A 24,090-nucleotide genomic window follows, 5' to 3' on the forward strand; every position below is an offset into this window, starting at 1 on the left:
AACCTCACCAGCTTCCCAAGAATTTCTCTAGGACCATATCACCCTTGGTCCACATGAAGTACTTGGTGAATAGTTCCTTCTTCAAGTGATTCACTGCAGCAGGTTGAGCTACCGAGACCTGACCTCCATACCAGGTATCATCCTTCACTGAGACGGCATATCCCTCAAGTGGATTGTCGGCTACGCATACGATGGTAGGATAGTAGGATTCCACCTTCGTGTTAACTCCCAATCTCTTCGCCAGATGTTGAGCCGCGATCCTTCCAGTCTGAACCGCCAAGTACCCCAGCTTAGGCACAGTTAGGGCGTTAGAATCGCCAACTGCATATATGTTGTCATACTTGATGGATTGCATGTTCAGGTCAGTAGGGATGAATCCTCCATCGTCCACTAGGTCCTTTGTGGAAGCCTTAAGTGCCGGGTTACCCGTGTAAGGCGGAAGTAGTATACTCAGATCCGATTCAAGCTTGTTACCTTTTTCATCCACTATTTCCTTCTCTCTCAATTCCTTTAGTCTGAAGTTGTGTACTAGCTCTATTCCCAATCCTTTATAGATCTCAGCAACGGCCTTCCTGGATGCGGGAGAAAGATCTGACAGATATTCGCCGGGAGAGTAGACCGTTATTTTCACCTTATCCCACATACCCTTCCTTGTGAAGTACCCGTGTAGCATCAGCGACATCTCGAAGACAGGCCCTTCACATGCTGAGTCTGCTTGAGGTACAAAGTTCTCTGGAACTTTGGGTTTAGGATTCTTTCCTTGGTAGAAGGGACCCGATCCGATGGTGATGTGTCCGCCCTTGAAGTCCTTCAGTCTATCCCTAAGTTTGACTGCAAACTCCGGTTCGCAAACGCTGTAACCGAACTGATCCCATCCCTTTATGAGTTCAGTGCCAAGGTGTGCGCCTATCCCCACCATTAGGTAATCATATTCCTCTTCTCCCATTCCTCCATCTGGTTTCTTGTAGTAAACTATCCTAGACTCAGCATCTATCTTCTCTACCTTCCCTTGGGCAAAGGATATTCCCTTCTCTGGCATTGCGCTGGCCAAATCTATCCTGAGCTCCTCTACGTCCCTCACACCTATGGCCACGTGTGGGAGAGCAGGCCTAAAGTACGTGAACCTGTCCTGGTTCATCAGCTTAACCTCAGCCTTGCTCCCCAACAGTCTCTTTGCGTTATAGGCGGCAGTAAGTCCGCCGAATCTTCCACCTAAAACTAAGACCTTTGTCATTTTAGATCTTTTGTTACCTAGTCGCGACACTTAAAAAACTTTATTTCAATAAATCTGAACAAAATTTCTATTTAAGATAGTTAAACTTATTATTTTTTAAGATAAAGTTCAAAAACTTTAAAGCTTCCAATCTAATATTTTACTACATGGCAGAGCTATCGGTTAACGTGAAGGGTACGAGAATTCACTATCTTAATAATGATCTCTCAGAGAAACCTAGAATTGTGATGTTCCATGGGGCAAGGTTCAATGCCGAGACGTGGAACCAGGTGGGCACTCTGACCCGGCTTAAGGAGGCGAGGATACCGGGAATAGCTGTGGATTTCCCAGGATATGGGAAGTCTGAAAGGGGTAGATGGGGAGATCTTGGGGAATTCATAGGTGACCTTCTGGAGGAAATGGGCCTTGCTGAAGCTGTCCTTCTTGGTCCGTCAATGGGAGGTCATGCTGTCCTTAGTTATGCTGTGAAGCGAGGAAAGTTCTCTGGGTTAATCTTGATTGGGGCCGTGGGTGTAGACGAATTTGAGAAGGATTTGGGGAAGCTAAACGGCAAGCCAATACTTCTTATTTGGGGATCTAAGGACAACGTCTCCCCTTTAAGCAACGCCAAGAAGATCATGGAGAGGATGTCCAGTGCTAAACTGGAGATTATTGGAAACCAGCACGCGTGCTACCTGGATGAACCAAAGAAGTTCAATGATACCATAGTGAAATTCATGAATGACCTAAAATGGAGCCCGAGCTAAAGAACTACCTCAAAAAGCTCATTGAAGACAAAAGATATCTCATGATTCTACAGCATCTGAGAAAGGCAAATGTGGATTACGGTAAGTCAATAATGTTGAATACGAAGATCCCCATCGAGGAAGTGGTGATCATTCTTGATAAGCTGGAAAACCTTGGTTTAATAGAGAGAGTGAAAGGAGCCACACTGAAAAACACTGAAGCCAAATTCAAGTTGAGCTCGGAGGTGCATAAGCACCATACCTACTATTCTCTGACTAGAACAGGGGATCATCTTCTTAGATATTTGGAGGAAAAGGACCTAATAGATGCGTACATAGATTACCTTCAGGGCGACGACCTGGCACTAAACATAGTTAGACTCGCTGAGGAGTTGAACGCAGATCACGCGTTAACTTACGCCAAGCTCACCAAGAAGGACTTGGAGGAGGTCAATTCCAAGCTGGAGCAGTTGGTGCAAATGGGGTTGCTGGAGGAGGTTAATGCGAAAATTATCAAATTTGGGGATAGAAAATCAAAACCTAAAAAGGAAACGAGGACGCATCATAAGTATTATGGCCTGACGAGGATAGGGGAATTGACAGTAAGGGAGATGAAAAGGAGGGGTATATTACCAAAGTAGACAACCCAAGAGAAATGAGACTACTTCAACGTAACTTACTTAAAGCTTCTCCTTTACCTCATGATACAATTTAGTCAGTAACTCGTTAATGTAGCCTTCCCTTACTAGCTCGTTAATTTCTTCGCTGTTGTTCTCTATGATCTTGGAAGTCACGTCGTAGAGTCTTCTCCTAAGCAGGAGTTCCACCATCTTAGTCCTTCTATTCTTGATCCTTTGTTCAAATAGACCCCTCTGCCTAAGATACTCCGCATGCTCTTCAAGGGTGTTAACAAGCTCGTCTATCCCTGTCTTTCTCAGTGCACTTACCTTTAGAATCCTAGGCTTCCATTCATCCCTGAATATCATCTCTCCGCTATCTATTGCAAACTTCACCGCATCATACACCGCCTCAGCTTCAGGTTTATCAGCCTTGTTGATTGCATATACATCCCCAATCTCCATTATGCCTGCCTTTAATGCCTGTATTTCATCGCCCGTGCCAGGGATAACAAGCACTACCACGGAGTGAGTTATGGACATGACGTCCGTATCAGTCTGCCCTGCCCCCACGGTCTCCACTATTATCCTGTCGTATCCCAGACCGTCTAAAGCCTCCGTTAGCATAATAGCTTCAGAGGAGAACCCGCCGAGGTGACCTCTAGAGGCTATACTGCGGATAAACACGTTTTTGAGAAGTGTTTTATCCTGCATTCTTATCCTGTTGCCCATGAAGGAACCCATGGAAATGGGGCTCGACGGGTCTATCATTATTACCCCAACCCTATGCCCGGAAGCCGTATAACTTTCAATTAGATCAGAGATCAGTGTGCTTTTACCTGCCCCCGGTATACCCGTTATTCCCACCGTATGTGCCTTCCCGGACAATTTAGCCAATTCGCCCAGGTAGCTAAGTCCCTTCTCAGTCGCGTACTCTATATTGGTCAAGACCTTTGATATGGCCAACTCGTCGCCATTTAACGCCCTATTCAGAAGGTCATCCTTCAACCTTTATACCTCTCTTGGTTGAGGCGAGCTTTGAAACTCTCTGAGCTATCTCCTTCAAACTTGTTCCAGGCAGAAATACGTCATCAATCCCCATAGCTTTCAGCTTGGGAATGTCCTCCGGTGGGATAACTCCCCCTAACACAAGACCTACATCATCTAAGCCAGCCTTCTTCATGGCCTCAACTATTTTTGGCATCAATTCTAGGTGAGCTCCGCTTAGTATACTAATACCAATTACGTCAGCGTCCTCCTGAATAGCAGTTCTAACTATCTGTTCAGGCGTTTGCCTTAGACCAGTGTAAACTACCTCCATACCTGCGTCCTTAAGGGCCCTGGCGATAACCTTCGCTCCCCTATCATGACCGTCCAGCCCAAGTTTAGCCACTACTACTTTTATCCTCTTATCCATCAGTAGTATCATGTCTCTCAAGTTTAAATAGTTTAAACATTCACGCAAGCAATAATGTTCACTAGGAGGCTGTTTTGATACGAATGGATATGGGCGACAAAATGATCAAATATGATCATGACCACTATACTCAGACAAGCTCCCAATGATTGATCTAAGAGTTCCTCCCTAAAACAATTCAATAACAGAGCCCTGCAATTATTTTTTATATGAGATTTTTATGTAGATTTGAGGAGTATTGAATCCCAAAATAATGTGACTGAGGATTTGGGCAAAGGCTTATTATCACATTAAGATTTCAGTAAAAATAGACTCATAGATGTTTGAAGTTTGGTATATAACTATTGGACTTTCAATATTTGCCGCTATACTCTCCGTTCTTACTCTAGTCGAGTTCAGCCGACTTAGGATGAGTTTTGGAGGAAAGATATCTGTGATACTAACCGTGTTGGCAGTGCTTTTTACTGCCCAAGGAATAACTTATTCATTCTCTTTCTTCATGTGGAGCCATGACAAAGATCCTCTTTATGTATATCCTTCGCTAACTATGTCAATCATTGATGCCCTTTCAATGTCTCTGCTGTATTATTATCTAGTTAGATATTAAGTAAGGGAAATAATCGCTATTATCTTATTTCATTGTATTTTCTTACAACATCAATAATAAAAATACCAGCAGGAATCGCAATAACAATAGAGGAGAAAAGGGTGACGGAATACGGGTTTATCATGTTAATGACCCAAAGCAGTATCAGGGACGCAATAAGGAACGAAGCCATAAACGCCGACCTGGGAATAAGCACGTTCATTAATTTGACAAAATCTCCTAGGACTAGCTTAGTAACCACGTAACCATCGTCTGTCTCTTTGACTAGACCATTCTCCTCCAGCTTCTTCAGGTGATATAAAGCGAGTGACGGAGAGCTTAATTTAAGTTCCCTCTGAATTTTCCTCAGAGGGACAGGATCCTTCTGCTTCACAAGATAGTAGTATATCTTTCGCCTAGTCCCTGTTAAGCTCTCCATATGCTATGTGAGTCCCAATTACACTATAAAACTTTTCTTCATTTTGGCTGTACAATTAAGTGATATTTGGCACGATGCACTGGATCAAACGCAAGTATCAGGAAGGTGATACAGTGAGGAGTCATGAGGTAAGGGCTAAGCTTCCTAGAATCTGACTGCAACTCGCGTGAGAGTTAAACAAAGTTTCAAATACGGGGCCTATCAAATAGATTCTGAGCAAGATGGAAGGTTTTGGAGAATTTGAGAGCAGACCCTCAAAGGATAAGATCAAGATCCTCAAGGGCACTACCACTGTGGGTTTAGTGGTTAAGGATGCCGTTATCCTGGCTGCCGACAGGAGAGCCAGTGCAGGGTTTTTTGTTGCCAACAAGATGGTCAGAAAAATAGTGTACATTGATGACCGCATTGGGATGACTACCGCGGGTAGTGTTGCAGATCTACAATTTATCTATAATTACATGAAGAATATATACCACTATAACCTTATTTCAGGGAATAGACCAGTGACCGTCAAGTCCCTAGCTACTTATCTCACAAACATCCTATCCCAGAACAAGTACTTCCCATATCTGGTCCAGATACTCATGGGAGGCTATGATACCCAACCCAGGCTATTCAATCTCGACTACCTAGGGGACATGACAGAGGAGACATACGTTGCAACGGGTTCAGGTTCTCCAGTGGCCATGGGCGTATTAGAGGATGGCTATAGTCCTGATCTCACGGGCGACCAGGCTATGGATCTGGCAGCAAGGGCTGTTATGTCAGCAATTAAGAGGGATTCCTTCACGGGGACAGGGGTAATTGTGACGAAGATAACGAAAGAGGGCCACGTGGAAAGGGAGATTTATCCTAACAGGAAGGAAGCAATGTAAAGATTTTATACATTGAAGCTTACTTTATTTCATGCTTGTTAGTTCAGTCTTCAAGAACGAGGAAGTTATTCCGCTTCAGTATACGTGCGAGGGTAAAGACGTATCTCCGCCTCTTAAGTGGGAGAGGGTGCCTGGCTCGGTTACCTATGCCATCATAGTTGAGGACCCCGATGCACCCGGTGGTACCTTCGTCCACTGGGTAATCTATAACGTGAAGGTCAATGAGCTTCCAGAGGGAATAGAGAAGAGAGAGAAAACTCAATACGGTCTCCAAGGCCTCAATGATTTCGGAAAGATTGGGTATAACGGCCCATGTCCCCCTAAGGGACATGGATATCATAGATATTACTTCAACGTCTATGCTTTAAATACGGAACTCTCGCTTAGGGCACTGAAGAGGGTGTCGGCAGAGGAGCTAAGGGACGCTATGGAGGGACATGTTATAGCTGTGGGTAATTTAATGGGTAAATACAGGAGGGACTAGCTACAAGGCGGGAAACCGGTTTTTTAATAATGCTCTTCCTATTTTACAACTGATAATGATGGATGAAATATTATGGGCCGAAAAGTACAGGCCTAGAAGTTTAGATGATATCGTGAACCAAAGGGACATCGTGGAGCGTCTGAAACACTTCGTTAAGGAAAAGAACATGCCTCACTTGCTGTTTGCTGGACCTCCAGGGACAGGTAAAACTACCTCAGCCTTGGCGTTGGTTCATGACCTATATGGCGAGAATTATGAGCAATATCTTCTCGAGCTGAACGCCAGTGATGAGAGGGGTATAGACGTAATTAGAAATAAGGTAAAGGAGTTCGCAAGAACAGTGACTCCGGGTAGCGTTCCCTTCAAGACCGTGTTATTAGACGAAGCTGATAACATGACTGCAGATGCGCAACAGGCTTTGAGGAGAACCATGGAGCTCTATACCGAGACCACCAGGTTTATACTTGCCTGTAACTACCTGAGCAAGATTATAGATCCTATCCAGTCCCGTACCGCTCTCTTTAGGTTCTACCCACTCAAAAAGGAGGACGTAATATCAAGGCTAGAATTCATCATGAAGCAGGAAGGGGTACAATATGATCCTAAGGCGCTTGACGTGATATATGATGTGACCAATGGGGACATGAGAAAGGCAATCAACGTGCTTCAGGCAGCGTCTGCCTATGGTAAGGTGACGCAGGAGGCAGTCTTCAAGGTACTGGGACTGGCCCAGCCTAAGGAAGTTAGGGACATGGTGAAGCTGGCACTTCAAGGTAGATTCATGGACGCTAGGTCGAAGTTACTCTCCTTGATTATCAATTACGGTCTCTCTGGAGAGGATATTGTTAAACAAGTTCACAGAGATATATTCTCAAATGAGTATCAAATACCAGAAGAGCTCAGGGTTTTGCTGACGGATTACATAGGGGAGGTTGAGTTCAGGATAATAGAGGGGGCAGATGACGAAATACAGTTGTCCGCAATGCTGGCAAAGCTGGCCCTTCTAGGTCAGAAGTATTTAGGCGAGAAGAAATGACCGTTCCCTGGGTGGTTAAGTATAGACCAAAGACCCTGGATGACGTGGAGAATCAAGAGGACGTAAAGGAGGAGTTGAGGGCTTGGATAGATTCTTGGCTCAAGGGATCTCCCTCCTCCACGGCAGTAATGTTGTATGGTCCTCCTGGGACCGGGAAAACTTCCATGGCTATAGCGTTGGCCAATACCTACAAACTTGAGCTCGTGGAGACCAATGCCAGCGATACCAGAAACTTGACCTCACTTAGGGCAATAGTGGAGCGGGCTTCAATTAGTGGTTCTCTCTTTGGAATTAGGGGAAAGCTAATCTTTCTCGATGAAGTGGATGGAATTCAACCAAAGCAAGACTACGGAGCAGTATCAGCAATTCTAGAGATAATTAAGAACACGAAGTATCCCATATTGATGGCTGCTAACGATCCATGGAATCCGAATCTACGTGATCTTAGAAATGCGGTGAAGATGATTGAGGTAAAAAAACTTGGGAAGATTGCTATGAGGAGATTACTCAAAAAAATCTGCTCTGGCGAGAAAATTAAGTGCGAGGATAACGCGTTGGATCAGATCATAGAGGCCTCAGACGGCGACTCTAGATACGCCATAAATTTCCTTCAATCCATTGCTGAGGGATATGGAGAGGTCACGGAAAAGCTGGTAAGTGAGCTAGTAAGAAGAAAGGAGAGGGAGCTAGATCCCTTTGAGACTGTCAGGAGCGTGTTTTGGGCAAGATATGGTTGGCAGGCCAAGCAGGCAGTGTCTAACTCCCAGGTCGAATATGATCTTCTAATGAGATGGTTATCCGAGAACATACCGATTCAGTATGAAATGTTAAATGATATATGGAGAGGTTACGACGCCCTAGCTAGGGCATCTATCTTCCTCACAAGGGCCAAGCTTTCCAGCTGGGATATGCTAAGTTACACCTTTGACCTTATGGGTCCCGGTGTCGCGATGGCTGAAGTGGAGAAGAAGAGTCCCTCGTGGAAAGCGAAGTGGAAGAAGTACCAATTCCCTACCCTAGTACAGCAATTGTACAAATCTAAGAGGACTAGGGATACTAGGGATCAGATAATCAAGAAGATAGGATTCCACCTACATTCCTCTTCAACGAAAATTTACAACGACGTGTTCCCGTTCTTCCTTATCATGACATCAAAGGACTTGGATGAGCTGGCGAAGAACCTAGATCTTAGTCCAGAGGAGATTGAATTCATTCAGTCCTCACAGGTAAGGGATGTGGCCTTGAAGGAAACTGGATCTACTGCACAGCCCTCTGAGAGAACTTCTAGGTCTAGAACGACCTCTAAATCCAGGTCTAAGAAACCTTGATTTTATTGATCACTTTGACGTCAGTGATAGCGGTAGACGGATATTGGCCCCTCTCATCCTTCTCGTACTTCTTAACCATATCCCAGATGGTTAGCAGGGCAACTGAAACCGAGGTCAGAGCCTCCATTTCCACACCGGTTTTATAGTGAGCCATAACCTTACTCCTCACCCTAATTCCCCCATCTTCCACAAGGACCTCCATTTCAACCTTTTCCAGGGGTATAGGATGGCATAGTGGTAGTAGATCGGGTGTCCTCTTGGCTGCTAGAATTCCCGCAGTCTTGGCTATCGTGATGACGTCCCCCTTCTCTATTTTACCCTCCCTAACGAGCTGGATAGTCTCTGGCCTAAGTTTAATGAAACCCTCAGCTAAAGCCTCCCTTAACACAACGTCCTTGTGGGAGATATCTACCATTACGGCCTCCTTCAAAGGTCCTCAAGCTCTTCAATTAGATTCCTCAATATTATAACCTTTCGATTGGTCATGTTTATTCTCACTAGCTTAACCCTTCCTGAATCAAGGATCTCCACTAGCCCTTTCCTCTCCATCTCCGCTATTTCCCTCTTGGCTATGTCAAACCTCAGCCTTGACTCCCTAGCCACGAGACTAATTGGAATTTCACCCTCCTTGAGGAGCGTCGAGAGTATCCTTAATCTATACAGGCTCCTCTCTGTTATCAAGTTTCATCCTCAGGTTCTTCGTTATTAGATCCTCAAAATCCTGGGTGATCGGAACTGAAAGGGAGATTAACGTGGTTCTCCCCCTCATTCCCTTCCCGCTCTGCTGGGTTTCTAGGATCCCCATCAGTTTCATTCTCCTCACATATTCGTATATCTGGGTGTGTCTCCTGGGTTCTTCCCCAAGCTCCGCACACAGCTCGGCGTACTCCTTTTCCAGTTTACCTATGGGGACTGAATCCACTTTCAATCTATTATGCAAATTTATCAGGGCTTTTAGCATGATAAGGAGGTGCAGGTCCAGCAAGGGAATCTCGTCCAGAATCTCACCTGCCTCCACGTTTATCCTGGAGTTAGCCTCCTTGACATGCTCAATGAGGACTAGGGGAGAGTTCCTCGCCTCTGCTATCTTTCCTGCCACCTCTAGTGCCTCAATTGCTAGCCTAGCGTTGCCACTACCACCTTTGTCGTGACCATAAAGGTTGGAGATATACTCCACAGTCTCGTCTGGAACCACGTTTGGGTAAAAGGCTTCGTTAACTCTGTCCATAAGTATGTCCTTCAGTTCGTGGGACTTGTACGGTTCAAGTCTTATTACGTTTCGTAGAATGTGATCCCTGATACTCCTATCCAGCGTGTACAGGTTTTGTTCATCCCTCATGATGAAGATATAGCTAATATGCCTAGATGCAGAGGAAAGTTCATCATAAAGTCTCACAAGGAAATAGATATCCTCATAGGAGGAGGTATTTATCAAGTAATCAAATTCATCGAGGGTCAGTATGAGATGAATGTTCCTCTTTACCAGGTAATCATGAATAATCTTGAAAGCCTCCTGAGACGAAAGGCCCCTAACTGGAATTGGTAGCTTTAGATGGGAGGCTATTTCCATGGTTAACAGGTATAGCGTCCTCTGACTATGACAGTTGGCATGAATGTACTCAAGCCTCAACCCTCTCTCATTTAACCTTTTCTTGAGCGCTTCCCCGAAGGATTTGGTAGTCACGGTTTTTCCGGTACCAGTAGGGCCTGATACTACAACTCTAACTGACGCGGAACCCATGTTAGTGGTAAGTTCCCTAAATGCTAGAGATAACTCCTTGATTTTCTCTTCCCTATGCGGAAGTCGGCTAGGTATGTGATCTGGCGATAATACCTTCTGTTGCTTGAAGATAGTGCTTCCAGATAGGCCACTCTCTATAATGTCCTCGAGATTAGTCGTAACTTTCACCTATTCCTAAAATTAGTGGTTATACCTTATATTTTAGCTGAGAGACTTAACCGAAACTTTCTCCTGATCCTTTCTGAGGAGCGATATGGTACAGATTTCCCCAAGTACATTAATGGATAGCTTCAGATTGAAATTTTTAGAATCTATTTTGAACTTATCCCTTAAGTATCCTCCCAAGGCCATCTGAAGGGTTCTGCAATCTAGATTACCAGATCTGAGAATACATTCGACATACACGGATCCGCCTTTCCCCTGTAGCATGGCAAGGGAGGAGGTGATAATTTCTCTATACTCAGCCCTAGTTACTTGAACCACAGGATAAACTTTTCTAGCACATGCTGGAGGAGCAGACATGACTAACCCATAACACTGTACGCTTGGTAATTTCGAGTAAACCAGCAACACGTTCTTTATGGGTTCTTCAATTCTGACCTCCACGTCATATGGGATTAACCTGTTTAGGACATCGGTCCTGCACTTGTTCCCCTTATTAGGGGCGGTAGTGATCAGTAGCCTGACCTGCTCAAACTTGTCCATGAGTTACACCACGGAGCAGTTTATGTTCAAAGTCCACGCTGTAAAATATTGTCTTCCTTTTAAAGGATACACATCAAAATGTATTAGTGTAGTGGGTTTGATCAAGGCTAAGTACAGGGCTCTAGGAAGACTTGTCAAGACTTGGAAGAGAAGGGTTGAGGTTCTGGATGACACCTTTACCATTGATCTTGGAATGGAGGAAGTTAAACTAGCGAAGGGAAGTCAATCGGAGTTACCGTCATGGTTAATAGAGGTTCTGGAGCCCGAAGGTTATGTATCTCAGATTCCAGTTACCATAGAGGAAATATCGAAATATCTTTACCAAGAGAAGCAGAACGCCACTGTGCCTGGATCCCTTGTTCAAATCCCGTGGGACTTTTACATGAGAGCGAGATATACTCTCAAGAAACTCTCAGGGAGTAGTTCCCCTAGCGATCTGGAGAACTACAGGAGGCTGTCCTACATGGTCAACGAACTACAAAGACTAAGGATTAGAAAGATAGTCCAGTTGGCCAGTCTCAATGTGTTTGACCAAACCCTTATAAATAAGATGACACCAGAGGAAAATTTGGTATTTCAAGATTTGAGACTTTCACTTACCTTGATAGGTGAGAGTGATGGAGACTCAGCAGTTTGATTTAGGTGAAAGGCTGGAGGAATTTATCAGAACCTCTAGGGATAGAGACGGGAACCTGAAATATCTTCAACAGATCAATGAGATACTAGCATTTAGGAAAAGGAGCCTCGTAGTGGATTTCAATGAGATTTATCAATTTGATGAGAAGTTAGCAACAGAAATAATTAACAATCCGCTATCAACTCTGCCCATCCTGGAGGACAGGATTCTTAAGTTATTGGAGGAGCAAGACCCACAGTTCGTAACTGAGGTTCAGAGGGTTCATCTGAGACTTGTAAACGTTCCAAGACTGGTGGAACTACGCAGGATCAGAAGTTCTGAGATAAATAAGATAGTTGTGGTTGAAGGTATACTTACCAAGCAGACCCCAATTAAGGAGAGGGCCTACAGGATAGTCCTCAAGCATGTCCATCCCGAGTGTAACGCAGAATTCAGATGGCCAGAGGACGAGGAAATGGACGAAACCATAAAGATGCCCTCTGTGTGTCCAGTATGCGGTAAACCTGGCCAGTTCGACATTATTCCTCAGAAGGCCGAGTTGACCGACTGGCAGAGGGTCATAATCCAAGAAAGACCAGAGGAGGTTCCTCCAGGTCAGATCCCTAGGCAATTGGAGGCAGTATTTGAGGATGACCTTGTGGATTCTGCGAGACCAGGGGATAGGGTTAGGTTTACTGGGATACTAATGATAAAGCAGGATTCCTTCCTTCGCAAGGGGAGCAGATCCATCTTTGACATCTACTTGAAGGTAATTAACGTGGAGATATCCCAGAAGGTACTAGATGAAGTCGAGATAACGGAGGAGGATAGGAAAAAGATAGAGAATATGGCCAAAAATCCCTGGATAAGGGAAGCCATAATATCCTCCATCGCCCCTTCAATTTATGATCATTGGGAAATCAAGGAGGCCATAGCCCTGGCTTTGTTTGGTGGCGTATCGAGACTTATGGAAGATGGAACAAGGACAAGGGGGGACATACACGTACTCATTATAGGTGATCCAGGTACTGCAAAGTCGCAGATTCTTCAGTTTGCAGCTAGGGTGTCCCCAAGATCTGTTTACACTACAGGTAAGGGAGCTACTGCAGCTGGTCTCACTGCGGCGGTGGTGAGGGAGAAAAACACGGGAGACTACTATCTGGAGGCCGGTGCTCTGGTCCTAGCTGATGGAGGTATAGCGGTGATAGACGAGATAGACAAGATGAGAGAAGAGGATAGGGTAGCCATACATGAGGCCATGGAACAACAGACGGTCTCCATCGCAAAGGCGGGAATATTAGCGAAGCTTAATGCCAGAGCCACTATCATAGCAGCTGGAAACCCCAAGTTCGGAAGATATATCCAGGAGAGGGCCGTTGCAGAAAATATAGAGCTTCCGCCCACTATCCTCTCCAGGTTTGACCTCATCTTCATACTCGTGGATAAGCCCGGAACGGAGGACCAGAACCTGGCAAACCACATCCTGGACATGCATAGTGGGAAGGAGATAAGGAACTTCATTCCGGTGGAAGACCTAAAGAAGTACATAGCCTTTGCGAGGAAGTTCGTGAACCCGAAGTTGAATGAGGAGGCGAAGCAACTCCTAGCAGACTTTTACGTGGAAATGAGAAGGAAAAGTAGCGAAAACCCTAGCTCACCAATTCTCATTACTCCAAGACAGTTAGAGGCACTCATTAGGATTACAGAGGCCTACGCGAGGATGGCTTTACGCCAAGAGGCCACAAGGGAGGATGCAGAGAGGGCGATAAATATTATGAGAATATTCCTTGAAAAGGTGGGGATTGACGTTGAGTCTGGCTCGCTCGATATAGATACAATAATGACTGGGAAACCGAAGAGCGCTAGGGAGAAAATGGTCAAGATTATGGAGGTTATCGAACAGTTATCCAATGATAAGGGTTGCGCTAAACTTAAGGATATAATAAAAGAATCTGAAAGAGAAGGCATAGAGAAAAGTAGCGCTGAAAAGATAATATCAGACATGAAGAAAAGCGGCCTAATTTATGAGGCTGCGACTGAGTGCTTTAAGAAAGTTTCCTAACCAGATCTCTTGTATATTTCTAGAGGGGTCCAGAGAACCCATGACGGCACAGCCTTAATCAGTTCATATGCCTCTTCCCATCCTGTTAGATTCAGCTCCTTTGCCACGCCGTCCAAAGTGAGAAGAGTTCTTGCATACCTGTTAAGAACTGACACCGCGTTTTCGTCTATGACGACTTCCTTGCCCGTGGAAAGTTTTACCTTAATTGGTTCCATGATTCGATTCAATAATGCATTACCTAAAATAACTTTCTCTTCTAGATGTTATGCTTCTAGATGTTATGGATTATGTTATTGACGCTGGATACGCCATATAATTCCCATACTATTATCGAAAGAATAACGACTGCGAAAATAATGGTAAATGCACCAAGTTCTACCTGTTTCCTCTCCAAGAGGAAAGTCCCGGCTAGTAACATGCCAACCAATATCACTCCAAGGACCAGATAACCCCCGTTTGTTGGGCCTCCTTGGGAATAGGTTATTGGGGAAATGTAATAGGGAATTGCTAGAACTCCTGCTATCCCAACAATTAAGATTATTACAAGAATTATTGTTACATAGGTCTCAAGTATTTGCGATAACGTTCTTTGCGGATTTACCATGACACAATTACCACGGGACGCTTTTTATTCTTAATCGATATGCTGCCATGTTTGTAAGGACGTGAGCCACGAAAGCTATTGCGACCACTAGAAGGAATTGGTACACTGTAACCGAAAGCCCTACCAGGTACCCTAAGGCTGTAGATCCAAAGATGAAGTCCAGCTGATCCAGGAAAAGAGCCCTTCCACCTCTAGGTATATTCATCCTTCTCTTAATAAAGGCCCCTAGCATATCCCCTAGCATTGCGCCCAACGATTCCATAAAGGAGATAACGATCCAGTGTATACCTAGAAAGAAGGACAGAACAACGCCCACGGTAGTACCATAGGTTAGTCCCATGAGCAATCCCTCGAAGGTCTTACCGTCTCCCAGAATCCTTCTACCGTCCGTGAAATTTTTCCCAAAATCTATGGGATTGCCCTTCCTTACTATGGGTCCTGATCCGTTGGCCACAAAGGCTGGTAAATAATACACCAACCCTAGCAGTAACTCCACTAGGTACATCCCAATACCCCATCTTCTCTTATGGCAAACTTACATCTCCTTCCATTACCTATGATGTACCTTCCTGTGGTTCTGAAGATATCATCTGAGTAGAAGGTCATTATCTTATGCCCGCTCACCCTGTTGTTAGTTGACATCTCCCAGGTCATGAGCACCCTTCGCCTAGCCAGCTTAAGTATGTTGAGTGTCATTAGAAACTGAGAGATTTTTCTATTTATCCTATAAAATCTGTTTATGGCGTCAACCACGATAACTCTTGGGTCCATCTCCACCGCCTCCATAACGGCCACAAAGAGCTCATATTCACCGCTAGCGTCCACAAACATGCTGTCCCACCTTCCCTTGATTCTACCCTTGTAACCCTGACCTGTGGTCGATATGAACACTCCATCCTTCATCTCCCTAATCACGTGAAGACCCAGTGCAGTCTTTCCCGTTCCCGAGGCACCAAATATCGAGATAATATTACCTCGATTGAAAAGGAAATCAGTTACTGATAAATGTTTATATCCCACTGATAAGTGTTATATTTGTGAAAGATAAAAAGGTAGTCCTCAAGCTTGAGGATCCTAAGCTTTTCACCACCCTGTACAGAAGGCTAAGGAGTTTTGGGGTGGATGTGTCCTACGATTCCGGTAGCCTCGTGGTATCAGATTCCGGAGAGGGCGATATCCCTATATCTAGAACGGCAGATCCTTCAGAGACTGCAGTTTCCATTTACTTAAGGCTGTTAAACAAGGAGAGATTTGACGAACTACTCATTGGCATCGATACTAATCAAGATAGGCTAACCCTCGCTGTGGTAGCAGACGGGCAACTTTTGGAGTCAGAGGAGTTAGAACTTGAGGAGACCCCAGGCTATATCACAAGAGTTATCGAGAGGTATCCGCACAGGAGAGTTTACATAGGTGTTGGAGTGGGCAACGGCGGAGGAAGGAAAGCTTATGAATACCTCAAAAAATTCTTTCCCCACGCTAAGAAGGTGAATGAGTCCAAAACCAACTACAGGACACCATATGTCTCGATAAAGGATAAAGACCTAAGGGCTGCCTACGTCATTGCAATCAGGTCCACTACATGAGGGTTTACCCTAACCAGTACGTGATCATGAGGGGTCCGTGTGAGCTTAGGGTAACTGGTGGAGAGATCAGGATAATGGGGCTAAGCCAAGATCTTTACCTTATTCCAGATACCACGTTTACAGTATACAGCAGAAAGGGGGCGGAGATAGAGTCCGATTGCGAGTCACTCGCCACGTTGCCAACAACGGGATGGGAAGAAGTTGCAGAGCTCATATCCCTGACAGGCGGAAGGGTTATCGTGATTGGGGACTTGGATTCTGGCAAGAGCTATTTTTCTAGGACTCTCTACAATATGGCAAAGGACTTTGCTTACGCTGACCTGGATCTGGGTCAGTCCAGTCTCTTTCTTCCAACATTCATGTCCATGACGCAAGGAAGTAAGCTCTGGTTTCATAATCCGCTATCCTTCACTAGGGCTGAGTTCTTTGGGGACATTTCCCCGTCTCGAGATCCTAACCTTCACCTCGAGCTCTCCCTTAGGCTAGTCAAGGACACTAGGAACATTGTCGTGGATACCGACGGCTGGACTAGGTCTTCAGGGGTGTGGCACAAGAGAAAACTAATCGAGCTCTTGGACCCTGATTACGTCGTAGCTTTAGGCGTAGATGCGCTAAGGCTTATGCCGAGGAATTACAGACAGAGGACCTTCCTACTCAAGCCAGTTCAAATTAGGCGAAAGAAGACAAGGACTGATAGACGTGCCAACAGGAGATCACTTTACGAGAGATATTTTGCGTGGGCTAAGGAAGTAAATGTTAGCAGTTTCGGCAGGAGGATAGGGTTGACAGGAAGCTCCTGTTACCTTCACGATCATCTTAACGGCCTGATGGTTGGGATTATCTCCGGAGGTAAGATAGTTGGTGCGGGCCTCATGAAGATGGAGGAAGGACCTTCCATTAAAACGCCTGTGTCCAGCTTTGACGATTTCGTTTTGGGCTTTGTGTCGGTAGACGCGGAGTGGACGGAACGTAGATTGTTCTAGACGGACCTATTGAGACTCCTCCCTTAATAACCCGAGGAAGCAAACAGTCTTTAATGAACCTTGTGGTCATTGAGGGCATCGACGCATCTGGGAAGACTACCTTAGCTAAAAGACTCGCTGAATCCCTTTCTCCCAGGTTCAAGGTCTTGCTCACCCAGGAGCCCTTTACTGATGATATTAAACAACTCCTTGAGAAGTATCAATGGAAGGATCAGGTACTCCTAGCCCTGCTTTTCTCTGCAGATAGAAGAATCCATGTTAAGTGGATGGAATCTCAAAACGTGGATCTCATCATAAGTGATAGATACTTCTTCTCCACGCTAGCCTATCAGGGGGTGGGGGTTGATCGGGCCTGGCTTGAGTCACTTAGTTCAATCTTTCCTCTACCCAATCTTACGATACTTCTAGACGTGCCGGTCAACGTAGCACTGGAGAGGCTCAGGAATAAACGTGATTCCCTTGATTTCGAGGAGAAGAGAAAATCCCTGCATCAGGTAAGGGAAAACTACCTATCTCTTGCAAGGAGATATAATTTCAAGATCCTGGATGGAACTCTCCCCTTGGAGAAACTGACCTCTATTTCTCTTGAGCTTGTCCAAGGTCTCTTATCCTCTTCAACCTCTCGAGGGAGTCAAGGTACCTAATTACCTGGACAATCACCTCGGAGTTCATGGGATCAGACTTCAGCTTTTCCACAATAATAGACATAGAGTCAACTAGAACCTGTTCCATGTAGTCGAGCGTAATTCCACGTTTTAGCTTCTTCTCCTCTTCTTCATCCTTCGCTATTATTACCCTACCGTGAATAGGGCACACTATCTCCCCACTCTTTAATCTGTACAAAGGGCTATTGCACACGGGGCAAGCCTCGCTTAACATGGTAGCCCCTTGCCTGAGGAGCTCTGCTGCTTTCTTTACGCTCTGTTCCGAAGACATTAAATTCAGCATAAACCTAAATTTGGTAACATAAAAAGTATATCGGGTGAAAATGTTGGCAACCCTTTATGACAATGAGGCCAAGATCAAGCAAGCAATAGTTCTGCTTCAGAAGGTTGTTAATGACACCAGTGTTCCAAGAAATATTAGGAGGGCAGCCAGTGACGCCATAAGAAACCTTCAGGATCCGTCATTGAGCCCAGCAGTAAGGGCGGCTAACGCGACTGCCATACTTGATGAGATAAGCCAGGATCCAAACATGCCTTCTCAGACTAGGATTTCCATTTGGAATGTTGTTTCGATTCTTGAGACCATAAGAGACTAGTTTTTTAAAGTGTGCGTTTTAAGTAAATGTTGTGCGGGGGTGCCCGAGCTAGGCCAAAGGGGGTAGGCTTAGGCCCTACTGGAGTAGTCCTGCGCGGGTTCAAATCCCGCCCCCCGCATGCCTCTTACGTGTTGTAACGCGGAAAGTTCTAGATAATATTTCTGGAATCAAATAATTATTCTGCCTTAGATATCTACCTCAACTTAACGGGAGGTGTAATGAGTTTAGGTTCCCCCAGAAGCCTTAACTTCCTCAGGTTCCTCATACCACTTTACCTTTTCACCCACTTTTGCCCTGAGTTTCCATTTCATGGACTTTGGGTGGGACTCTATTAGCTTCATCAAGGTCTCTAACTTTTCAAGGATTACCTTTCCCTCTGTGGGAACTGAGGAAAGGAATTCTCTCATTCTATCAAAGTTGATAGTGAAGGTCTTGTAGAAACCCCAATCATCGGAGAGAAGGTTCGCAATGTACCTTGAATCCAACTCCTTATCGTAGTCCCTATCCGAGATCTTAAAGTCATAAAGAAGTGCAGCTATATCCTTTCTATCATTCTCGGTTAGATTAATGATCTGCATCTTGGTCAGAAGAAGGTCTGAGGGTGGTATAGAAGGGGAGTAGAGTTTAAGCCTGTCCTTCAAAATTAGCTTGTGGCACATCACGAACTCATCCAAGAAAACGTCCACATTCGTGTTAAGAACAGGGTCGAAGAACAGAAGGCGATTATATCCATGAAGTGCATTAAATCTCTTATCTGGTTCCATCCCCAGTTTCTGAAGAAGTTCAATAATGGCTTTCCTTTGTGAAGAGAGGCCAAAGTAGTCAGCATCCTTGTAAGTTCTTGGGAAAAGTTTTGCACCCTCTGGTGCTATGGCAGCCACTGCCGCGCCTCCTATTAACCTCAATATAAGGCCCTGTTCATTTCCTGTATTTACTACCTCTAATGCCCTTTTCAGGAGTGTGGACTTGTCTACCGGGATGAAACTACACCCATGTAGAGAGTGACCCGTAGTATATTATTGTTACGTGTTAATGTTAAGGCGCCGGGAGTGGGATTTGAACCCACGCGGGGTTTCCCCCAACGGCTGCCCACACCAATTAGCAGGCCGCCGCCCTAACCAGGCTAGGCGATCCCGGCAATATCTAAGAAGAAAACACGATTAAAAAACTTTCACGACGTCTTTTCACATTAAGATCGTGATTTACAGCCAAAACCTCGCCAAACAATTACATCTTCATTAGAATCATAGTGACGATAAATCATCACTAGATTTTGCTAATTCGCTACTAGTATTTCCAGAGATATTTAAGACAAAATTGCTTTAGCGATTTTGCCGTAACCTAAAACGCTCCAACTCCATACCTGTTACCAAAGTCGTGATCCCGTTTTAGGCTCCGTTCTCAGATCTTCCTCAAGGTGAATGGTTTAACCTTACTGGTCTTGGACCTAAACTTGAATACGATACATAATCATGATACAATCATAGAACACACGAGATTGTCGCACGCTTTCAGTCCAATTAAATATACAGTAAATAGCGTACCTTAGTGACGGGATCGAAGTAGAATTTCTAAGTAAACGGAGTTCATCCCAGAGGTCCGCTTAACTCTATTGACTAAATTTAATTAATAGATAATTCTGAGATAAACTATGTTAAAATCAATACCGACTGTTCTACTAAAAATAAGGATAAGAATTGAGCATAGCCTAACTATCATTGTGAATTGATATGGGACTAAAGGAGTTTGTTGTTTCGTTGTTCCAATTGGACAAGGATTGGACTACTAGGATTGTCATGGCAATGCTAGTCATGGGAGTGATTTGGGGTTTATTGGGAGTGATAGACTCCCTTATGGTAAGGATACAAGAGACCATGTGGGGACTGAGCGGAACCCTAGTGTTCACTCCGCAGGAGTACTTCGCCAGTATCACGTTGCATGCTGAAAGGGACCTCTTCGGGTTCGCTCAGCAGGTGATATACGCCATTTTCATTTATTTCACAATTAAGCTTCTTAACCTGCAACCTAGGGCTAAATGGTTGCTTAACATTTCCTTCATCCTGATTAACATCTCCATGATGTTTATGGAGGGGCCGATAGTCGTCGCTCCCACTTTTAATGACAACTACTTCAGCGCTACCGACTGGTACTACATATCTCCCATGGGAATTCCCAACTACTCCAATTATGTGGTATCTCCCCTGTTCTTTTACGGTTGGCTTCTTCTGGACGCCTTTACCTATCTAGCGGGAATATGGATTGTCTATCACTATTATATAGCGTCCAAGCAACTTAAGGAGAAGCTACCTGTTCCTCTTGTGTTTTTCCTGATGAATACCTTGCTTTTCATGATAGGCTACTCAGGAGTAACCGCCGCTAACGTGTGGGACATACTAGCGTTCTATAACCTAGTACCCCTCAACGCAATCGCGAACCAGATAGCCTTCTGGATCTTTGGGCATGCTGTCGTGTATATGGCGTGGATGCCTGCAGTTGGAGCACTTTATCTTCTCATTCCAACACTAGCTAACAAACCGCTTTACAGCGATAGAATGGGTAGAATTTCTGCTCTGCTCTACTTAATATTTTCCAACAATGTTCCCATTCATCACCTATACATGGTTAACCTTCCAGTCTCCATTAAGATACTCCAGGAAGTTCTTACGTATGCAGTTGTGGTCCCCTCAATGTTGACCTTCTTCAATCTATGGGCTACGGTAAAGGGCGCACAAGTCAAGTTCAACGTGATAACTGCTTTCACTGTGACATCCTTCACTGGGGCCATAGCAGCAGGAGTTACTGGTATATCTAACGCAACCATAGCCTTCGACGCAATAGTTCACAACACCGACTGGGTAGTGTCTCACTTCCATGCAATGATACTGCTCTCCATAGTTCCAGCAGCGATGGCAGTGCTTTACTTCATGATACCCATGATGACCGGGAAGCAGTGGTTCTCGTCCAAGATGGCGTGGGTTCATTGGATTGGTTACGTGTTCGGTTCCGTACTCTTTATAGTGGGCTATGAATTGCAGGGATTCGAGGGCCTGGTGAGAAGGGCCGAGATCTATCCTAGAGTTCCGTCTCTAATTACGGCAGAGGTTATCTCCACCGTAGGTGCAGTGATAGCAGAGCTTGCTACCCTAGTTTGGTTCCTGAACCTGGTCCTCACCCTAGTTAAGGGCAGGAACATGAACCTAGAGGGGGTAGGTCTTGGTCAGCTCATTGGTACCGTGGGAGCTGCACTAGAGTGGAATGGAGAAAATATTAATATCCCAAGTTTATTCAGTAAAAACATGATAAAGAAAGGATTAAGTGGCCTGTGGACTCTAGGAATAGTGGGTGCACTTGTGATAGTGATTAGTATGTTCCCACTGGCCTTCTCAGGTAATACTTACAATGCAATGCCATGGGTCTGGATAGTCCTGCTGTCCATAGGGATAGTGCTGATCTCCTATCCCGTATTAAAGGGAGCCAAAAGTTTATGATCATGTTTTTTTAATTTCGCGTGTTTTTAGTTGAGGTGATAAAAATGGACAAAAAGGAGAAATATGAGTTGGCTTGGGCGTTATTCGTAATCATTTTGTTCGCTGTTGTGATAATTGGGACACTTCCCCAGGATTTCACGGTGGGTGGAGTTCCCAATACTCTCTCAGCTCTTAGTAAGGTTCCGCCTCAGGATATAATCAATACTAGGATAGTGGCAGAACAGTACGTCTTCAAGACTCAGGAAAGCGGAGCAGTAAACGCTCAGGAGATGGGATCCCCAGTTCTTTACAATCTCATTGTAGCCCATCCAGGTGATTGGCTAAACCTAACCATTACCTCTGCTGACGTTACGGGAAACTTCTACTTCCCAGACTACGCTGATCAGGTAGTGGATGACCAAATAGTTCCCGGTCTGGTAACTTATGACGCACTAAAGGTGCCAAATATTACAGGGCCATTTGTCTTCCTTAACGGAGAGTATAATGGACCGTGGTTCAGCTACCAGGAGGGTGAGTTATTGGTAATTCCAACCAGCGGTTACTTCACTGCCTCCTCAATTTCACAACTCCAGGCTCAAGACACTAGGGCACAGACCAATGGGCTAGTGGGAGATCCCTACAACCCACCCATAATCTCGATCAGCGGACCAACTACCTTAGTTACGGACAAGTATGGTCTATTTAACAGCTCTGTTCCAGGGCCAACTCTCGTGGCGCAGGCTAATAATCAAGTCACCCTCAACTTGATATTCACCACCCCAGCAAGCGATCATAACTACCTGTATAATTACTCATCCAACGGAGTTGCTAGCCCAGTATCTAATGTACTTGTGGGGATTTACGCTGTGTGGTGGAATGGCACGATTACCCCAGTTGCTCAGAAGCCCATAACCTACGGCACTCCAATTACCTTCACCTTCAACGCCACTGCCCCAGCCTACTTGTACGGAATTGTTACGCCAGTTTACAATGTGTATAACCCACAGGGAATGTCAAACAATTTCATAGGACAGGACAAGGGTTACGTGATGGGAGCCTGGGGAACAATTCTTGTGGAGGGGAGCTAAATGGTTAGCTTCTTCAAACTATTGGGTATAGGTTACGTCTTGGCCATACTCCTCCTCGTATGGGAGCTCGTGGATATAACCTTGCACTCGGCTGCTGCGCCCTACACAGGCCTGTTCACGGCTATGGCGTTCCTGGGATTCATAGCGTTTTATCTCTTCGTTAGATTCGCTCCCAGCGAGGAAAAGTGAGGACCTAGTAATCTCCTAAAGTTATTCATTATTTTTTCCTCAAGTTCGTCTTTCCCCATTTTCCTTATTTCCGCAAGCGTGTTGACCGTGATTCTCACGTTGCAAGGCTCATTTCTGCTCCTATCTGGCCCCATGAAAGGGGAGTCCGTCTCGGTGAGAATGTGATCCTCATGCACAACTCTAGCTATCTCTCTCCTTCCCTTATCTCTTACAATGATGGGTGGAAATGAGAGGAATCCGCCCAATTCCACAATCCTAGATGCATCCCTCATGCTACCCTCGTACCCGTGAATGGCAAACCTTACCCTATAACTGGAGACCAAGTCCAGGATCTCCCTTAACCCACCCCTGGAGTGAATTATCAAGGGTTTATCCTGGGCCTGCCCCAGTTCCATGAAGACCTCTAGTACCTGTTTCTGCTTTTTCCTTAACTCTTCATCCTTAATCCAAAAGTAGTCTAGTCCCACTTCACTTATTATGGGGGCAAGCTCCACCAGCTTCCTTACCTGTTCCAATTCTTGATCAACCTTCTCAATAAATTCGGGGTGAAAGCCTACTGCGGGAACAACGTTTCTATACCGTCTCGCCAACTCAAGTGTTGCCAAGTCGGTTGCAAGGTCTACCCCTGCATTCACAACAAGGATATCACACCTTGAAAGAACCAAATCCCTATCGGAATCAAATTCCCTTACATCAACGTGAGCGTGAGCATCGAGAAGCATTAAAAAAGACTAAAAATTTTGAAGATTAAAAATTACTTCCAGGGCTCGCCCATTATGGAAATCTTTACAGCGTTTTCCTTCTCGTCGTAAATTACCTTAACTAGATCTCCTTCCTTTATCTGAAACTTCTGCCTAATCTTTGCAGGAATTGTTACTTGATAATTCCTGCTGACCTTTACTATCTCTTCAACTTCCATTTAGATCACTATGATACCTATCTATTGAAAGAGGTATATAAATCTTTTCTAAATGTGTAATTAAATGTTCTAGGTCTTTAAGTGAGAATATGGTCTCTAGTGGAAGAATTCACATAATTATATTTACT

The 24,090-nt window shown here is 44.9% G+C and carries 31 protein-coding genes and 2 tRNA genes; 16 read left to right on the forward strand and 17 right to left on the reverse strand.

The annotated features are described in order from the left end of the window. Positions 1-4: 4 nt before the first annotated feature. A complete protein-coding gene (locus tag ACI49J_RS01100; RefSeq protein ID WP_240253728.1) occupies positions 5-1,234 on the reverse strand; it encodes an NAD(P)/FAD-dependent oxidoreductase in 1,230 nt (409 codons plus the stop codon). A gap of 146 nt (positions 1,235-1,380) precedes the next feature. On the opposite strand from ACI49J_RS01100, the gene ACI49J_RS01105 reads away from it, so the two are divergent. Further along, a complete protein-coding gene (locus ACI49J_RS01105; protein WP_240253730.1) occupies positions 1,381-1,980 on the forward strand; it encodes an alpha/beta fold hydrolase in 600 nt (199 codons plus the stop codon). After that, a complete protein-coding gene (locus ACI49J_RS01110) occupies positions 1,965-2,600 on the forward strand; it encodes a DUF2250 domain-containing protein (RefSeq protein ID WP_240253732.1) in 636 nt (211 codons plus the stop codon). The genes ACI49J_RS01105 and ACI49J_RS01110 overlap by 16 nt, the downstream gene beginning before the upstream one ends. Positions 2,601-2,639: 39 nt before the next feature. Here the strand turns inward: ACI49J_RS01110 and meaB are convergent, their stop codons facing one another. The 3 genes from meaB to ACI49J_RS01125 form a co-directional block, all read right to left on the reverse strand. Beyond that, the gene (meaB, locus tag ACI49J_RS01115; protein ID WP_012021983.1) at positions 2,640-3,584 is read right to left on the reverse strand and encodes a methylmalonyl Co-A mutase-associated GTPase MeaB; all 945 of its coding nucleotides are present in this window, start codon (positions 3,582-3,584) and stop codon (positions 2,640-2,642) included. Then, entirely contained in the window at positions 3,574-3,993 is a 420-nt protein-coding gene (locus tag ACI49J_RS01120) for a cobalamin B12-binding domain-containing protein (RefSeq protein ID WP_275691891.1), read from the reverse strand. Before ACI49J_RS01120 ends, meaB begins: the two co-directional genes overlap by 11 nt. A 626-nt stretch (positions 3,994-4,619) precedes the next feature. Further along, positions 4,620-5,018 carry a helix-turn-helix domain-containing protein gene (locus tag ACI49J_RS01125; RefSeq protein WP_240253733.1) on the reverse strand — a complete coding sequence of 133 codons (399 nt, stop codon included), beginning with the start codon at positions 5,016-5,018 and terminating at the stop codon, positions 4,620-4,622. A gap of 221 nt (positions 5,019-5,239) precedes the next feature. Between ACI49J_RS01125 and psmB the strand changes: the two genes are divergently transcribed. The 4 genes from psmB to ACI49J_RS01145 are packed head-to-tail and all read left to right on the forward strand — an operon-like array spanning position 5,240 to position 8,741. After that, a complete protein-coding gene (gene psmB / locus ACI49J_RS01130) occupies positions 5,240-5,893 on the forward strand; it encodes an archaeal proteasome endopeptidase complex subunit beta (RefSeq protein ID WP_012021979.1) in 654 nt (217 codons plus the stop codon). A gap of 31 nt (positions 5,894-5,924) precedes the next feature. Beyond that, on the forward strand, positions 5,925-6,377 hold the full coding sequence (locus ACI49J_RS01135) for a YbhB/YbcL family Raf kinase inhibitor-like protein (protein ID WP_012021978.1): 453 nt from the start codon (positions 5,925-5,927) through the stop codon (positions 6,375-6,377). 55 nt (positions 6,378-6,432) lie between these two features. Then, a complete protein-coding gene (locus ACI49J_RS01140) occupies positions 6,433-7,413 on the forward strand; it encodes a replication factor C small subunit (RefSeq protein WP_012021977.1) in 981 nt (326 codons plus the stop codon). Then, positions 7,410-8,741, forward strand: coding sequence for a replication factor C large subunit (locus ACI49J_RS01145; protein ID WP_240253735.1), 1,332 nt, complete (start codon positions 7,410-7,412; stop codon positions 8,739-8,741). The genes ACI49J_RS01140 and ACI49J_RS01145 overlap by 4 nt, the downstream gene beginning before the upstream one ends. Here the strand turns inward: ACI49J_RS01145 and moaC are convergent. From moaC to ACI49J_RS01165, 4 genes are read right to left on the reverse strand one after another with little or no spacing between them, the layout of a single operon-like run. Continuing rightward, positions 8,728-9,156 carry a cyclic pyranopterin monophosphate synthase MoaC gene (moaC, locus tag ACI49J_RS01150; protein WP_240253736.1) on the reverse strand — a complete coding sequence of 143 codons (429 nt, stop codon included), beginning with the start codon at positions 9,154-9,156 and terminating at the stop codon, positions 8,728-8,730. The genes ACI49J_RS01145 and moaC overlap by 14 nt on opposite strands. 11 nt (positions 9,157-9,167) lie before the next feature. Further along, a complete protein-coding gene (locus tag ACI49J_RS01155; RefSeq protein WP_012021974.1) occupies positions 9,168-9,422 on the reverse strand; it encodes a hypothetical protein in 255 nt (84 codons plus the stop codon). After that, positions 9,397-10,650, reverse strand: a complete 1,254-nt coding sequence (locus tag ACI49J_RS01160; RefSeq protein ID WP_240253737.1) for an ORC1-type DNA replication protein — start codon at positions 10,648-10,650, stop codon at positions 9,397-9,399. The genes ACI49J_RS01155 and ACI49J_RS01160 overlap by 26 nt, the downstream gene beginning before the upstream one ends. Before the next feature lie 33 nt (positions 10,651-10,683). Beyond that, positions 10,684-11,187, reverse strand: coding sequence for a THUMP domain-containing protein (locus ACI49J_RS01165; protein ID WP_240253738.1), 504 nt, complete (start codon positions 11,185-11,187; stop codon positions 10,684-10,686). Positions 11,188-11,278: 91 nt separating this feature from the next. Between ACI49J_RS01165 and ACI49J_RS01170 the strand changes: the two genes are divergently transcribed. Continuing rightward, positions 11,279-11,824, forward strand: a complete 546-nt coding sequence (locus ACI49J_RS01170) for a DNA replication complex GINS family protein (protein ID WP_240253739.1) — start codon at positions 11,279-11,281, stop codon at positions 11,822-11,824. Next, positions 11,805-13,865 (forward strand): minichromosome maintenance protein MCM, encoded by a 2,061-nt coding sequence (gene mcm / locus ACI49J_RS01175; protein ID WP_240253740.1) that lies wholly within the window; start codon positions 11,805-11,807, stop codon positions 13,863-13,865. The genes ACI49J_RS01170 and mcm overlap by 20 nt, the downstream gene beginning before the upstream one ends. On the opposite strand, the gene ACI49J_RS01180 is transcribed toward mcm, so the two are convergent. Genes ACI49J_RS01180 through ACI49J_RS01195 form a run of 4 tightly spaced genes read right to left on the reverse strand, consistent with a single transcriptional unit; the run spans position 13,862 to position 15,489 of the window. Beyond that, positions 13,862-14,080, reverse strand: coding sequence for a hypothetical protein (locus tag ACI49J_RS01180; RefSeq protein WP_240253741.1), 219 nt, complete (start codon positions 14,078-14,080; stop codon positions 13,862-13,864). The two genes, mcm and ACI49J_RS01180, sit on opposite strands and share 4 nt — an antisense overlap. A 56-nt stretch (positions 14,081-14,136) precedes the next feature. Then, positions 14,137-14,469, reverse strand: coding sequence for a hypothetical protein (locus ACI49J_RS01185; protein ID WP_012021968.1), 333 nt, complete (start codon positions 14,467-14,469; stop codon positions 14,137-14,139). Positions 14,470-14,476: 7 nt separating this feature from the next. Then, positions 14,477-14,974, reverse strand: coding sequence for a CDP-2,3-bis-(O-geranylgeranyl)-sn-glycerol synthase (locus tag ACI49J_RS01190; RefSeq protein WP_240253743.1), 498 nt, complete (start codon positions 14,972-14,974; stop codon positions 14,477-14,479). Then, a complete protein-coding gene (locus ACI49J_RS01195) occupies positions 14,965-15,489 on the reverse strand; it encodes an ATP-binding protein (protein ID WP_240253744.1) in 525 nt (174 codons plus the stop codon). The genes ACI49J_RS01190 and ACI49J_RS01195 overlap by 10 nt, the downstream gene beginning before the upstream one ends. Before the next feature lie 17 nt (positions 15,490-15,506). Here ACI49J_RS01195 and ACI49J_RS01200 point away from each other — a divergent pair, with 17 nt between their 5' ends. Genes ACI49J_RS01200 through tmk form a run of 3 tightly spaced genes read left to right on the forward strand, consistent with a single transcriptional unit; the run spans position 15,507 to position 17,682 of the window. Continuing rightward, complete coding sequence (locus tag ACI49J_RS01200) at positions 15,507-16,055, forward strand: hypothetical protein (RefSeq protein ID WP_240253745.1); 549 nt, start codon at positions 15,507-15,509, stop codon at positions 16,053-16,055. After that, a complete protein-coding gene (locus tag ACI49J_RS01205; protein ID WP_240253746.1) occupies positions 16,052-17,038 on the forward strand; it encodes a Clp1/GlmU family protein in 987 nt (328 codons plus the stop codon). Before ACI49J_RS01200 ends, ACI49J_RS01205 begins: the two co-directional genes overlap by 4 nt. Before the next feature lie 53 nt (positions 17,039-17,091). Beyond that, positions 17,092-17,682: a dTMP kinase gene (gene tmk, locus ACI49J_RS01210; RefSeq protein WP_240253747.1), complete on the forward strand. Its 591-nt coding sequence runs from the start codon at positions 17,092-17,094 to the stop codon at positions 17,680-17,682. Here the strand turns inward: tmk and ACI49J_RS01215 are convergent. Beyond that, positions 17,615-17,974 (reverse strand): Sjogren's syndrome/scleroderma autoantigen 1 family protein, encoded by a 360-nt coding sequence (locus ACI49J_RS01215; protein ID WP_012021962.1) that lies wholly within the window; start codon positions 17,972-17,974, stop codon positions 17,615-17,617. The two genes, tmk and ACI49J_RS01215, sit on opposite strands and share 68 nt — an antisense overlap. Positions 17,975-18,029: 55 nt before the next feature. On the opposite strand from ACI49J_RS01215, the gene ACI49J_RS01220 reads away from it, so the two are divergent. Further along, complete coding sequence (locus ACI49J_RS01220) at positions 18,030-18,299, forward strand: UPF0147 family protein (protein WP_012021961.1); 270 nt, start codon at positions 18,030-18,032, stop codon at positions 18,297-18,299. 33 nt (positions 18,300-18,332) lie between these two features. Beyond that, positions 18,333-18,417 (forward strand) — tRNA-Leu (locus ACI49J_RS01225). A 106-nt stretch (positions 18,418-18,523) separates the two neighbouring features. Here the strand turns inward: ACI49J_RS01225 and ACI49J_RS01230 are convergent. Beyond that, entirely contained in the window at positions 18,524-19,279 is a 756-nt protein-coding gene (locus ACI49J_RS01230; protein ID WP_240253883.1) for a hypothetical protein, read from the reverse strand. A gap of 61 nt (positions 19,280-19,340) precedes the next feature. Further along, a tRNA-Ser gene (locus ACI49J_RS01235) sits at positions 19,341-19,437 on the reverse strand. Between the two features lie 592 nt (positions 19,438-20,029). Between ACI49J_RS01235 and ACI49J_RS01240 the strand changes: the two genes are divergently transcribed. From ACI49J_RS01240 to ACI49J_RS01250, 3 genes are read left to right on the forward strand one after another with little or no spacing between them, the layout of a single operon-like run. Continuing rightward, on the forward strand, positions 20,030-21,787 hold the full coding sequence (locus ACI49J_RS01240; RefSeq protein WP_240253753.1) for a cbb3-type cytochrome c oxidase subunit I: 1,758 nt from the start codon (positions 20,030-20,032) through the stop codon (positions 21,785-21,787). 44 nt (positions 21,788-21,831) lie between these two features. Then, a complete protein-coding gene (locus ACI49J_RS01245; protein ID WP_240253755.1) occupies positions 21,832-22,854 on the forward strand; it encodes an oxidase in 1,023 nt (340 codons plus the stop codon). Further along, complete coding sequence (locus ACI49J_RS01250; RefSeq protein WP_012021957.1) at positions 22,855-23,043, forward strand: hypothetical protein; 189 nt, start codon at positions 22,855-22,857, stop codon at positions 23,041-23,043. Here ACI49J_RS01250 and ACI49J_RS01255 read toward each other — a convergent pair. Both ACI49J_RS01255 and ACI49J_RS01260 read right to left on the reverse strand, forming a co-directional pair. Continuing rightward, a complete protein-coding gene (locus ACI49J_RS01255) occupies positions 23,004-23,765 on the reverse strand; it encodes a TatD family hydrolase (RefSeq protein ID WP_240253757.1) in 762 nt (253 codons plus the stop codon). The two genes, ACI49J_RS01250 and ACI49J_RS01255, sit on opposite strands and share 40 nt — an antisense overlap. A gap of 32 nt (positions 23,766-23,797) precedes the next feature. Continuing rightward, the gene (locus ACI49J_RS01260; RefSeq protein ID WP_012021955.1) at positions 23,798-23,962 is read right to left on the reverse strand and encodes an AbrB/MazE/SpoVT family DNA-binding domain-containing protein; all 165 of its coding nucleotides are present in this window, start codon (positions 23,960-23,962) and stop codon (positions 23,798-23,800) included. Between the last annotated feature and the right edge of the window lie 128 nt (positions 23,963-24,090).

This window comes from Metallosphaera sp. D4-4 (genome assembly GCF_046245145.1).
GTDB lineage: Archaea > Thermoproteota > Thermoprotei_A > Sulfolobales > Sulfolobaceae > Metallosphaera > Metallosphaera sedula.

What these genes read in the sequence shown, in the direction of transcription:
- ACI49J_RS01100 (WP_240253728.1), bottom strand. Translation starts at nt 1,234, where the DNA reads ATGACAAAGGTCTTAGTTTTAGGTGGAAGATTCGGCGGACTTACTGCC.
- ACI49J_RS01105 (WP_240253730.1), top strand. Translation starts at nt 1,381, where the DNA reads ATGGCAGAGCTATCGGTTAACGTGAAGGGTACGAGAATTCACTATCTT.
- ACI49J_RS01110 (WP_240253732.1), top strand. Translation starts at nt 1,965, where the DNA reads ATGGAGCCCGAGCTAAAGAACTACCTCAAAAAGCTCATTGAAGACAAA.
- ACI49J_RS01120 (WP_275691891.1), bottom strand. Translation starts at nt 3,993, where the DNA reads ATGGATAAGAGGATAAAAGTAGTAGTGGCTAAACTTGGGCTGGACGGT.
- ACI49J_RS01125 (WP_240253733.1), bottom strand. Translation starts at nt 5,018, where the DNA reads ATGGAGAGCTTAACAGGGACTAGGCGAAAGATATACTACTATCTTGTG.
- psmB (WP_012021979.1), top strand. Translation starts at nt 5,240, where the DNA reads ATGGAAGGTTTTGGAGAATTTGAGAGCAGACCCTCAAAGGATAAGATC.
- ACI49J_RS01135 (WP_012021978.1), top strand. Translation starts at nt 5,925, where the DNA reads ATGCTTGTTAGTTCAGTCTTCAAGAACGAGGAAGTTATTCCGCTTCAG.
- ACI49J_RS01140 (WP_012021977.1), top strand. Translation starts at nt 6,433, where the DNA reads ATGATGGATGAAATATTATGGGCCGAAAAGTACAGGCCTAGAAGTTTA.
- ACI49J_RS01145 (WP_240253735.1), top strand. Translation starts at nt 7,410, where the DNA reads ATGACCGTTCCCTGGGTGGTTAAGTATAGACCAAAGACCCTGGATGAC.
- moaC (WP_240253736.1), bottom strand. Translation starts at nt 9,156, where the DNA reads ATGGTAGATATCTCCCACAAGGACGTTGTGTTAAGGGAGGCTTTAGCT.
- ACI49J_RS01165 (WP_240253738.1), bottom strand. Translation starts at nt 11,187, where the DNA reads ATGGACAAGTTTGAGCAGGTCAGGCTACTGATCACTACCGCCCCTAAT.
- mcm (WP_240253740.1), top strand. Translation starts at nt 11,805, where the DNA reads ATGGAGACTCAGCAGTTTGATTTAGGTGAAAGGCTGGAGGAATTTATC.
- ACI49J_RS01180 (WP_240253741.1), bottom strand. Translation starts at nt 14,080, where the DNA reads ATGGAACCAATTAAGGTAAAACTTTCCACGGGCAAGGAAGTCGTCATA.
- ACI49J_RS01185 (WP_012021968.1), bottom strand. Translation starts at nt 14,469, where the DNA reads ATGGTAAATCCGCAAAGAACGTTATCGCAAATACTTGAGACCTATGTA.
- ACI49J_RS01190 (WP_240253743.1), bottom strand. Translation starts at nt 14,974, where the DNA reads ATGTACCTAGTGGAGTTACTGCTAGGGTTGGTGTATTATTTACCAGCC.
- ACI49J_RS01205 (WP_240253746.1), top strand. Translation starts at nt 16,052, where the DNA reads ATGAGGGTTTACCCTAACCAGTACGTGATCATGAGGGGTCCGTGTGAG.
- tmk (WP_240253747.1), top strand. Translation starts at nt 17,092, where the DNA reads ATGAACCTTGTGGTCATTGAGGGCATCGACGCATCTGGGAAGACTACC.
- ACI49J_RS01215 (WP_012021962.1), bottom strand. Translation starts at nt 17,974, where the DNA reads ATGTCTTCGGAACAGAGCGTAAAGAAAGCAGCAGAGCTCCTCAGGCAA.
- ACI49J_RS01240 (WP_240253753.1), top strand. Translation starts at nt 20,030, where the DNA reads ATGGGACTAAAGGAGTTTGTTGTTTCGTTGTTCCAATTGGACAAGGAT.
- ACI49J_RS01245 (WP_240253755.1), top strand. Translation starts at nt 21,832, where the DNA reads ATGGACAAAAAGGAGAAATATGAGTTGGCTTGGGCGTTATTCGTAATC.
- ACI49J_RS01250 (WP_012021957.1), top strand. Translation starts at nt 22,855, where the DNA reads ATGGTTAGCTTCTTCAAACTATTGGGTATAGGTTACGTCTTGGCCATA.
- ACI49J_RS01255 (WP_240253757.1), bottom strand. Translation starts at nt 23,765, where the DNA reads ATGCTTCTCGATGCTCACGCTCACGTTGATGTAAGGGAATTTGATTCC.
- ACI49J_RS01260 (WP_012021955.1), bottom strand. Translation starts at nt 23,962, where the DNA reads ATGGAAGTTGAAGAGATAGTAAAGGTCAGCAGGAATTATCAAGTAACA.